At 65.9% G+C, this 1,007-nt stretch carries 1 protein-coding gene; it reads right to left on the reverse strand.

Annotation, left to right across the window (positions count from 1 at the left end; translation table 11 throughout):
* Positions 1–1,007: flavodoxin-dependent (E)-4-hydroxy-3-methylbut-2-enyl-diphosphate synthase (ispG, locus tag GPA10_RS41515; protein ID WP_157169911.1), on the reverse strand; the 1,007-nt coding region annotated here is incomplete at both ends.

Below are 1,007 nucleotides of genomic sequence, written 5' to 3' on the forward strand. Positions count from 1 at the left end.
CCATCTGCTCGGCGATCTTCATGGCCTCGTCGATCAGGGTCTCCACGATCTTCGACTCCGGCACGGTCTTGATGACCTCGCCCTTCACGAAGATCTGCCCCTTGCCGTTGCCCGACGCCACACCCAGATCCGCCTCGCGCGCCTCACCCGGACCATTCACCACACAGCCCATCACCGCCACGCGCAGCGGCACCTCCATACCCTCAAGCCCCGCCGTCACCTCGTCCGCCAGCTTGTACACATCCACCTGCGCACGCCCGCACGAAGGACACGACACGATCTCCAGACGCCGCTGACGCAGATTCAGCGACTCCAGGATCTGGATACCGACCTTGACCTCCTCCGCCGGCGGCGCCGACAGCGACACCCGGATCGTGTCACCGATGCCCTCGCTCAGCAGCGCACCGAACGCCACCGCCGACTTGATCGTCCCCTGGAACGCAGGACCCGCCTCCGTCACCCCCAGATGCAGCGGATAGTCGCACTGCGCCGCCAGCTGACGGTAGGCATTCACCATCACCACCGGATCGTTGTGCTTCACCGAGATCTTGATGTCCCGGAAACCGTGCTCCTCGAACAGCGAGGCCTCCCACAGCGCGGACTCCACCAGCGCCTCCGGCGTCGCCTTCCCGTACTTCTGCAGCAGCCGCGCGTCCAGCGACCCCGCGTTCACCCCGATCCGGATCGGCGTCCCGTGATCCTTCGCCGCCCGCGCGATCTCCCTGACCTTGTCGTCGAACTGCTTGATGTTCCCCGGATTCACCCGGACCGCCGCACACCCCGCCTCGATCGCCGCGAACACATACTTCGGCTGGAAGTGAATATCCGCGATCACTGGAATCTGCGACTTCCGCGCGATCGTCGCCAACGCGTCCGCGTCGTCCTGCGTCGGACACGCCACCCGCACGATCTGACAACCCGACGCCGTCAACTCCGCGATCTGCTGCAACGTCGCCCCGATGTCCGACGTACGCGTCGTCGTCATCGACTGCACCGACACCGGCGCG

Source organism: Streptomyces typhae (genome assembly GCF_009755605.1).
Lineage (GTDB): Bacteria > Actinomycetota > Actinomycetes > Streptomycetales > Streptomycetaceae > Streptomyces > Streptomyces typhae.